We start from the raw sequence: 9190 nt of genomic DNA, 5'->3' as shown, positions 1-9190 counted from the left end.
ATAAATATAATGTCATACGCCCGTAAATCATTCGCCATCTTATACAATGAGTCTACGGTGATGCTGAGAGCGATCGCCTTTGCCCAATCACCACAAGCGATCGCAGAATACATTGCAGTCCAGAGGCGATCGCTCAAGTTCTTAAGCAAACTAACCCGATGCCCGTTGTTCAAAAAGCTCTTGTCTGGGTTATCTTTTCGGACGATGGACATGAGTTCGGTCTTGCCAGTCCCCATATCTGAAGCTAGACCCACTAAACCGGATTGGGGTAAAGAACCAATTGCTTGGGACAGGTAACGAGTATTAACGGTGACATCGGCTTTATACTTGTTCAACCCCCTGGGCTTTCTATAGAAAAACCTCTGGTGATATTCTTGCAGCGTGAGGGCATCAGCAATCATTGCCGATACTGCCTTGTCTGCTTTTTTACCTAGTGCTACCACCCAGTCATCGATGCCTTTTTCTGGCCCTGGCAAGAGTGCGATACTACATTCACAGCCAGCATCTTGGATAACATGGGCGGTGCGGCGGGTGGCTTGAAAGACCTGTAGCTGGGTCTTGGGTTTAGTCTCGTAGTCGAACAAGATGATGAATCTACGCCCTGGTTGAGCCATTGGTACTAGGTCGGGGTGCAGTCGCTCGAAGTCTTCCTTGCCGACGCGACCGTTCCAGATTCCGGGAAGTGCGATCGCAGGATATCCCAGAGATAATAGACAAGCTCCCTTCTTTTCCCCTTCAGTAAGAATAATTGGAATCTGGGGGTTAGCCATCACCCAAGCCCAGAATCCTAATGCTTCACCTTCTTGGGTAATCACGATATTATCGGGCATTGGCACGTCATAGCGCAGAGATACTAACTGCCAGATACGTAAGGTTACACGGAAATATGTGACACGGTTGGGGGTTTTTGGGGGTGACTCGTATTTGATTGGCTTAGGTGCGGATTCGGGAAAAAGGGAAGGGGGAAGGGGGAAAGGTGTAATGTTGTTCCTTTCCCCTTTCCCCTTTAACCTTTCCCCCTCTGGTTCCAGTCGCGGACAATCAGGTTTCGCCCGTCCCCAATCCATCGGATTCCAGTCGTTAAGCGGGTCTAGTCCACTGACCCACCAAGCAAGAATAATGTGAGCATATAGCCGCAAATACCCATCCCGTAGCCGTCCGTCATTGCGTCGGGCGCTTTGGGGTAGCGCGTAAAGTAGGTATTCGTAGATTTCATCACCTTGTAGCGATCGCACATTCAGCCGAATCAATTCTTCGTCAACGCCACTGTCAAGCCATTCTTGTAAGTGATGAGATTCGAGATTCATGTTCCCCTCCTATAGACGCACGACAGAGTTAGCGGTATGAGGGCATACCGCTAGTAAGTGTTTAGAAACAGGCAGTGATCAGAAAACTAAATCAGGTCAATAGTACATTTGAACTGAAGCACGAATAGTCTACACCATCTTGGAAAGTTAGTATTGGTTCGTCTTCAACCACCTTTGCGGCCATAGATGAAATACTCCCGAATGAAATCCCTAGCCATAAACTTTTCGACAGTGGCAATAATTGTGATTTCAGCTATGGTTAAATCAGGTGATATCAGCATTAACATCTTTACTTCTGGGTCTAACTTTCGGATTCTGTAAGCGAGTTGTTTATGCTTGGCAACAAGCTGTTTGTATTCCTGCCAGCTATCGCAAGTAATCATAATTGCTAGACCAGAAATAATTTCAAATGGTTCAAATTTCCCTGCCATACCATGTCTTCGTAAGAATTTGGCATTTGAAAGAAGATTCTGCAACTTGCCCTGACTAAATGAATAGACAAAGTTTCTAATCCATACCTCTAACTTTTCCATTTCGGCTTGAGCAGAGGTAACACTATTAGTAGTGTTTGGATTTAACAGATGAGGATGTTTGACTTGTTTCATGATGATTGTTGTTTTTAATTGACTAGAAATGGATGGAATTATTGTTAGTAGAAGAAATCGCGCTCATCTGTAACTGAATGGCACTTCAGTTTTGCTCCTGGGAGAAAACCTCAATTAACACGCTTTCGGGATACAAACCAACTTTCCCAAAGCGCGGGTCATGAATGCGTTCTATTTCTATGCCCTTGTTTCTGCACAATGCGCTGGCTTTGCGTCCCTTAGCACCAGCTTCTTTGGCTGATATCTCCAACCCTTGTAAAATGGCAAAACCGACCACGGTATACTTATGACCGCAGGGGGTGTTAAAGCGGTCTTGCTCGGACTCTACAGCTTTTAGTCGGTACAATATTTCTTGCTGACGCTGTTCTTGCTCCAACAGGCGTTGTTCTTGCTCGGCCATCCCCGCAGCGATCGCAGCCAGTAGTTGAATTTGGGTCATGCTGGTTTCGCCGGTTGCAGGTTTTGACCAACCTAACTTGTCCTGAATCCAGGCGCGGATACCAATGGTGTTGAATGAACGGCAGACTAATCGGGCTTGTTTAGTACAATACCGTGCAGCGTCATAACCGTAATATTCTAGGATTATGGCGATCGCTGTATCTGGGATACCCTCAGTGCGCCATTGATTTTGGTTTGCAGCATCAAACCCATGCTCCATAAGCATTTTAGACAATTTAGAGGGTTCCAGGTTTGCACTGTCTAAGGTTTTGATGATAGCCATATCACTTACCCCAGCTAATCTTGCCGTTGCCCTGATACTGGCTTTAGCTTTACCAGATGCGTCAACTTGAATTTCTTCCTTAATCTGCTCAATGATTTGTGCGATTTCGATTTGTGACATAGTTTTAGTTGTGGGATGTAAGGGAACAATTGAAAATCTGTTGAGCTTGGTGGAGAAATTCAGACCATCACACGTACTAAGTCTGTTTCCTTCACCAAAGAAGTATTGAAAGTGGGGGTATTGGGGGCAAGCGTTGGGGAAATCCACTCAACCAAGTAGAACCAGTCCTTATGTGAAAACTGGACACCTAACACCAAACGCTGCTTCGTCGTCGGCGCATCATTAACGAGCATGACGCGATCGCCAATGGCATAAGCCGGCTTTTCCACAGCGTTCGGTTCCATGCGGCCAGTAGTGATAATGCTGTTCTTGAAGTTCTGATTTGATAGCATTTGGAATAGCGTTTTCTGGCTTTGAGCCAACCAAGTTTCACCCATCTGCAAACAGTAGAAAAGTCATAACAAAGTACGCTGGCAATCTGGCGACAACTGTAATTATCGAGAGTGGGACGCAGTGAATAGCCTAAACGCCAGAGTTTCTTTTCAACAGCATTAATTGAGCGATAATAGCCTCGTTTTTTCAGCATTTGGGCTATTTGTTCTTTGGTGTAAAATTCAGCCTTCTGTTCGAGAATCGCAATTTCTTCTTCAGTCCATTTGTGCCTCATTGTTTTATCTCCATCTTGAATAACTAGTGGTGATAAATGTCAAAAGAAAGTGGTAAATATTTGCAGGTTTTACCTTGGTTATGCAATAATTAGATTGCTGTCGTCAGATGCTAATAAGTTCATGGATACTAGCGATCGCCCGAATTAAGAATGATTGATTCGGGCGAGTTTCTTTTAATCAGAAACCTTTGCGACAGCAGCAGATTGTTGATTAGCTTCTAGTTCTGACTGAAGATAAGACAGTGCAGTTTGAGCATCACCAACCGTTAAGTCAGGATAGTATTCCAGCTTAATAAAGTCAGGATGTTGAGCAATTTTAGAGATGAGATATTGAGTGACACTCACTAAATCGACAAGCTTAACTTCACCTTCACCCATGACAGTATCTCCTTATTTTTTCCCTTCAATTACTGACAACGAAAAACCGCAGCCAGTGTTATCAATCTGGGCTAATTTCTTGTCCAACAAATACTGAATAATGGTCTTGGAATACTGAATACGATGTAATGGAATAGACCCGTTGCGGCGGAGTAAACGCAACAATCTAGCAGCAGTACGCTCAACATAACTATCAACAGCCATTGCTGCCTCCTGTGATCACCACTAATTGCTGCTGAAGTGCCGCTAATTGCTGTTGATGTTGTTCAATTTCTGCCTGTATCTGTGCTTGAATTTCTGCCACAGAAAGCTGTTGAATTTGGTCATCAAAGTAATAAAATACTTGCTGAGAGTTCTTGTCAGGCAGCACGGCATAACGCCAACCTTGTCCGTATTCATGGGCTAACATTGTGCCAGGAGGGTTGTACTCCATGCCGATAATTAGCCCCTGCTTTGTCCATTGCCCTGGCACGAATCGGGGGTAGTCCCAGCCCTGGGGGATACTGATAGTAGGTTGCATAGATGAATTGTTGATGGTAAAGGTGTGAAGGGATGCGATCGCTCTTTATTGGGTAAGATGAGCGATCGCTATATTTGAGAATTAAGCAGCGACTAAATCCGAATCTGGCTGATATTCCAAAAGCCTCTGCCAATCGTCAGCAGTTAAAATCTCAAATGGCAGGTCTAGCAATTGTTCACAGTCTATAGATTCAGTTGCAGCGAAAGTATCAACCATCGACAACCACCACACTGCATCTATAGCTGAATCAGTTGGTACTCGCTCTTGAGACTCCCCGGAGCGGATCACCCACCAGTGTCCATCGGTGCAACCTGCTTGTCCCAATCTCACATCGCCACGGTAAACCCCATCGTCTAGCAGTTTCAACCCTTGTTTCTGGCATTCATCGGCAAGGAGTGCCATGATTTCATTGTCAGTACCACATTCTTCAAACTCCTGCTGTACTGGCAATTCGCCTTGCTGGTACTGCTGCTTGACGTAACTGTGGCATCTGGCGGGTGTTGTGTCGCGGAAAATCTCGCAACCGTTAACCATGACTCGCCAGTAAAGGTCTTGATAGTTGTGGTCGTCAAACTCAACGCTGGCTATCTGTTCCCCTTGGATGACTAACTCTTGGTCGCACAGAGAGATTTCTTGGACTGTGGGCGCATCTGGTACTTTGGCTGGAGAAAGTGGGTTGAGTGTACCGTCTTTATGATGCCAGTCGATGAAGCGGTGGCATTGAGAAATAGCAAAGTGACGGAACTTTTCTTCACCGCACACCATAACCACCCATCTTTGGGTTACATATTCGCTGTTGTCGTAGCTGATGTAGGCGACAAGTCTATTGCCTGCATATACCTCGAAGTGATGGGGATTTATTTGTTGGGTGGTGAGTTCTTCCGGTGCTATGTCCTGAGCTTGCTGTGCGATGTGTTGGTAGAGTTCGGCTTGAGCGATCGCTTGTTCGTCAAGGGCAAGAGGGGCGATTTTGTGGATGCGCCCTGCTTGGTAATCAGCGATCGCAGCCACCCATGAGTTTTTGGAGTAGCGGTTAGTTATCTCAACTGTGCAGCCGATTTCGCTGTAGATTTTCTTTAATCCAGCTATGGATTTGTTCTGGAGTTGTTGATGACTATAAGTTGGATATGTCATGATGTTTAATATTCCATCTTTACGGTGGGTGTTTTACAAAAGGCGATTACCTCCAAAGTTTGTCAGGCTAGGGGTGTCGCCTTTTGTTATCAGCTAGGTTTCCCTTGCTTGCTAAATTCATACTATGCTTTTTATGGCATACTGTCAAGCCACAAAAAGCATAGGTAATGCTATAAAAAGCTTGCCATTTTTAATTTAAAGGTATAGAGTAGTGAGCATAGGAGGAAATTACTATGTCTGGCATTAGCAAATTGCCTTATGCCTTTGTAGACTTATATAGAAGTCGCAGAGGTATAAGTATGGATATGTCCGTGATTAGGGAGCGGATGGATGAACTGGGCATAGATTTAGCAACGTTAACCCGCCGCTATTGTGAGATTCGTCGTCGTAAAGGTGATGAGTCTGCAACCCCTGTCAATCGGAGAAATATGATTGCTAAAGCAATATCTGATCAAGGAAATCCAACATTAGAAACTTTTATGGACATAATTGCTGCCTTAGATGGCAAAGTCCTCATTGAGTGGAAAAGCACAAAAGTTAAAGAGTTCGGTGGCGACAATGCAGCTTGAGCATGGTTGTATACATCGATCAACCTCCAAGCATGACTCTATGCTTTTAAGCAACTGAAGATAGTTTGTAATATTGCATCTGTTTGCAATCAGGTTCAACAAAAAATTGCATAACAGATACGTAATAAACCTTATTAAGTGCCTGGGAAGGAAAAGCATGAATGCAATTGAGAAAGCAATTGCTATTACCTACTCGCACTTCTTGATGCTATCGCTTGAGTATAAGTACTGTTTTACTAGGGTAGATGAACAATAACCCTAGTAAAAGCAAAAAACCATCGCATCCATCCCCTAGTTATAACCCTAGTAAAAACCGCCGACGCAAAGGTGAGGGCAACGGGACTATCTACTGGCGCACCGTCACCAAGAACGGCAAGGACTACCTCTAGGCATACTATCACTGGCAAGAGAACGGGCAGAAAAAAACCAAGTATATTCCCAAAAAATTACTAGGGGATATCCAAGAGGCCAACGCGGTTAAACGCCCAGTTGCAGAGATATTGCAGTTGTTGGGGGTTGTAGTTAGCCCTAGTAATTTACTAGGGGACAACGAGATAAACCCTAGTAATGAAGCTTTAGAAAACCCTAGTAATGACATATCCCCTAGTAAAACGCGGCGACACAAGGGGGAGGGAAGCGGTAGCATTCACTGGCGGACTATTACTAGAAACGGCAAGGATTACCAACAGGCGTATTATCACTACGAATTTTGGAGCGATGGCGATCGCATCTTCAAGTCCTCGAAGTACATTCCCAAGTATTTACTGAAGCTTGTTCAGCAAATGGAGCATGAGAAAGCACCTGTTAGGGATATTTTGGGGGTCTTGGGGCTTTTCAAGATTAGTAGAGATTAGTTGAATATTCATTTTATTACTGTAATAGAAACTAGTAAAATAGTGATAGTTTAACTTTCAAATCTCTACCAATGTTCAAGGAATATATTTAACCAAGATTCTAGGGTTTTAGCACGTCGTTTAATGGTAGTTCCTGAAAGTGATGGACAAACTTCATTCAAAAATTGTTCTGCACTTTCAGGCTTAATTTCAGAAAGATCATTGGCATTTGTCCAACCAAACCATGCTGCTCCAACATTTGATGATATAAATTGGTAAGCCAGGAATCTCATTTTTGCTTCTGTTGATGGCAAACGATTCAGTACAAAGCAGGCTTTGGTTGGTCTGACACGTTCATCGGCAATCCCAAGAATTTTAGCTGCCGCCTGATAATAAAGGAAATCTCTATCAGCAGTTTTATCTGTCTCTAAAAACTGTTGTCGTAAAATTGATGGATCATGTGGATACTGAATTAATAATTCTGCCAGGCGTATGACTCGTTCAAGGTCGTTAGCTTGGGGAACATCATGAGATATAATTCTAATTTTAGGTGAACTATAAGCTTGAATACTGGGGAAATCTCTTGTAGAAATTGACTTTAGAATACGTAATTCTGGAGCATCAGTTGAAATAGCTAAATCTACAATGATTTCATCTCTTCTTAAACTTTCTATACAGTCTTGCCAACTATTAAATAAAGATGAATTTCTTCTTTCATCTGTACTATCTCCTATTAAAGAAATGGATTTTAATTTAGTCGCAAGAGAAGTTGATTGATTATAACTAAGGTTCATGTGAACAATGATTGTCCATGACCCCGGTATTGCGTGTGCGGGTGTAAAAGTAGGCAATTTAGATATATTATTAAAAGTCAAATCTGCAATTTCTTGAAATAATCTCTCTAACTTGTCAACTACATTAGCAATAACAGACCAATCTTTTTGGGCTTGATTATTACTGATATGAATTGCCACAGATAAACCATCCCCCTGCAAAATTGTTCCCAATGCAGAAAGAGAGGAAGTAATAAACCGTGATATATTTTCTTTGACTTTATAATTATTATTTGTTTCTGTGTCTGAATTAAGAGCTTGAGTTGTATAAATATTTTTTAGTAAAAGACTACCAGCCGACCAGATACGTTCATCCGAGTACCTTTCTTGACGACTTTTCCTGGCTAATTGATAAAATGTTTCTATTTCTTCGCTCCAAGCTTCTTTCAGATCCAAGTCATCCACTTTATCTAGCACTAAATTAATACAATCTTCAAGCTCCTGAAGTTGCTTATTGGTACGAGGAGCTTTAGCATAACTCTCTCCATAAGTGGCAATGAAATCTAGAGTTTGTTCAGCAATTAAATCACTTGCTTGAGAAAGGCTAAGTTTGAAAAAAGAATCTAGTGTAGGAGTCAAAAGAGTGAAAATAGGTAACTTCCAATCTACTACACAAGCAGTAAGACCAAGAATACTAATTCTTGAGGGGCTATTAATTGCAATAGTTTGTCGAGATAAAACTGCGGCTAAAAATAGCCATATTGCATCCATGCTGAGTTCTGGATCTTTTTTAAGAAGTTCACGTCCCAGTACCCCTAGACCTATTTCTAAAGCTTGCTGTGAGCCTAGAGCAAGCAGTGCAGCAAAATCTCGAACTTTAGCATTAATAGTTCTCAAGTTAGAGAGATTTTTTGCTACTTCTTCTCTTGCTCTATCAAGATTATTGCTATCTATAAATTGCTGTACTTCTATGAGGAGATTTGTCATGAGCTTTTTTCTGGCACAAAAGTAAGTCCACTTGCGATCTCGATATCAACACGAGCATTGTCTACTGTACGCTTAGTATTTTTAAACGAATGTGGTTGCGCTTCAGGCCCGATACCACCCTGCTTACTTGCATTTTGTACAAAACGTTTAGCTTTAGAAAATGCTTGTTGCCGTTCTGCTTGCTGAGATTTATTACATTGTGCTTGAATTGTAGCAATAAATGATAAGCCCTCCTGCTCAGTAACAGGAGTCATCCTTGCCCAAGAATAGCTGTAACCTCCATTCTGAGAGATATCATCTCCTTGAGCTTGTACCCTTCCACGGTAAGCTTTTTGACTGGCAGTTATTTTAAACTCTGCCATACTCTTCCCCGCTTTTAAGTGAACATCTAACTGCTCAAGCAATTCTGATTGTTCCTCGCTGACATAAAGGTTATTACCAACTTTTGCAGGCTGGATGCTTAATAAATTGATACGCTCTTTGAAGATAGATTCAGTAATTCCATGCTTACTAAGAAGTTGCGCTACTGATACTCGGTCGAGTTTGGTCATAGACAGCAAACAGGCTATTAGATGGTTTGTATAATAACTTACTCCATAGCACAGCCAATTAGCAAATTTATTTAACTGAGCGATC

General features: G+C 42.5%; 14 protein-coding genes. 3 read left to right on the top strand and 11 right to left on the bottom strand.

Annotated elements, in window-relative coordinates; translation table 11 throughout:
- From H6G83_RS32000 to H6G83_RS31960, 9 genes are all read right to left on the bottom strand, one after another.
- The coding region (locus tag H6G83_RS32000) for a DUF3854 domain-containing protein (RefSeq protein ID WP_190479710.1) at positions 1-1307 on the bottom strand (1307 nt) is incomplete at its 3' end.
- A 164-nt stretch (positions 1308-1471) separates the two neighbouring features.
- Entirely contained in the window at positions 1472-1912 is a 441-nt protein-coding gene (locus H6G83_RS31995; protein WP_190479708.1) for a hypothetical protein, read from the bottom strand.
- Between the two features lie 85 nt (positions 1913-1997).
- Positions 1998-2753, bottom strand: a complete 756-nt coding sequence (locus H6G83_RS31990) for a hypothetical protein (RefSeq protein WP_190479706.1) — start codon at positions 2751-2753, stop codon at positions 1998-2000.
- A gap of 59 nt (positions 2754-2812) precedes the next feature.
- Positions 2813-3037: a DUF1392 family protein gene (locus H6G83_RS36470; RefSeq protein WP_190479704.1), complete on the bottom strand. Its 225-nt coding sequence runs from the start codon at positions 3035-3037 to the stop codon at positions 2813-2815.
- Positions 2941-3360, bottom strand: coding sequence for a hypothetical protein (locus H6G83_RS31980; protein ID WP_190479718.1), 420 nt, complete (start codon positions 3358-3360; stop codon positions 2941-2943). The genes H6G83_RS36470 and H6G83_RS31980 overlap by 97 nt, the downstream gene beginning before the upstream one ends.
- 174 nt (positions 3361-3534) lie before the next feature.
- Complete coding sequence (locus H6G83_RS31975; RefSeq protein ID WP_190479702.1) at positions 3535-3738, bottom strand: hypothetical protein; 204 nt, start codon at positions 3736-3738, stop codon at positions 3535-3537.
- A gap of 12 nt (positions 3739-3750) precedes the next feature.
- On the bottom strand, positions 3751-3942 hold the full coding sequence (locus H6G83_RS31970; RefSeq protein WP_190479700.1) for a hypothetical protein: 192 nt from the start codon (positions 3940-3942) through the stop codon (positions 3751-3753).
- On the bottom strand, positions 3932-4258 hold the full coding sequence (locus tag H6G83_RS31965) for a hypothetical protein (RefSeq protein ID WP_190479698.1): 327 nt from the start codon (positions 4256-4258) through the stop codon (positions 3932-3934). The genes H6G83_RS31970 and H6G83_RS31965 overlap by 11 nt, the downstream gene beginning before the upstream one ends.
- 81 nt (positions 4259-4339) lie before the next feature.
- Positions 4340-5392 carry a hypothetical protein gene (locus H6G83_RS31960; RefSeq protein ID WP_190479697.1) on the bottom strand — a complete coding sequence of 351 codons (1053 nt, stop codon included), beginning with the start codon at positions 5390-5392 and terminating at the stop codon, positions 4340-4342.
- 233 nt (positions 5393-5625) lie between these two features.
- Between H6G83_RS31960 and H6G83_RS31955 the strand changes: the two genes are divergently transcribed.
- The 3 genes from H6G83_RS31955 (at position 5626) to H6G83_RS31945 (ending at position 6815) form a co-directional block, all read left to right on the top strand.
- Complete coding sequence (locus H6G83_RS31955; protein WP_190479695.1) at positions 5626-5961, top strand: hypothetical protein; 336 nt, start codon at positions 5626-5628, stop codon at positions 5959-5961.
- Positions 5962-6206: 245 nt separating this feature from the next.
- Positions 6207-6350, top strand: coding sequence for a hypothetical protein (locus H6G83_RS31950; protein WP_190479692.1), 144 nt, complete (start codon positions 6207-6209; stop codon positions 6348-6350).
- Between the two features lie 111 nt (positions 6351-6461).
- Complete coding sequence (locus H6G83_RS31945) at positions 6462-6815, top strand: hypothetical protein (protein WP_206759015.1); 354 nt, start codon at positions 6462-6464, stop codon at positions 6813-6815.
- A 65-nt stretch (positions 6816-6880) separates the two neighbouring features.
- Here H6G83_RS31945 and H6G83_RS31940 read toward each other — a convergent pair whose 3' ends face one another.
- Both H6G83_RS31940 and H6G83_RS31935 read right to left on the bottom strand, forming a co-directional pair.
- Positions 6881-8554: a hypothetical protein gene (locus tag H6G83_RS31940; protein WP_190479688.1), complete on the bottom strand. Its 1674-nt coding sequence runs from the start codon at positions 8552-8554 to the stop codon at positions 6881-6883.
- The gene (locus tag H6G83_RS31935; RefSeq protein ID WP_242044971.1) at positions 8551-9105 is read right to left on the bottom strand and encodes a hypothetical protein; all 555 of its coding nucleotides are present in this window, start codon (positions 9103-9105) and stop codon (positions 8551-8553) included. The genes H6G83_RS31940 and H6G83_RS31935 overlap by 4 nt, the downstream gene beginning before the upstream one ends.
- Positions 9106-9190 lie beyond the last annotated feature (85 nt).

It is taken from the genome of Anabaena azotica FACHB-119, assembly GCF_014697625.1.
GTDB lineage: Bacteria > Cyanobacteriota > Cyanobacteriia > Cyanobacteriales > Nostocaceae > Trichormus > Trichormus azoticus_A.
Note: the sequence above shows the minus strand (reverse complement) of the source record. Positions and strands in the feature narration are given on the sequence as shown.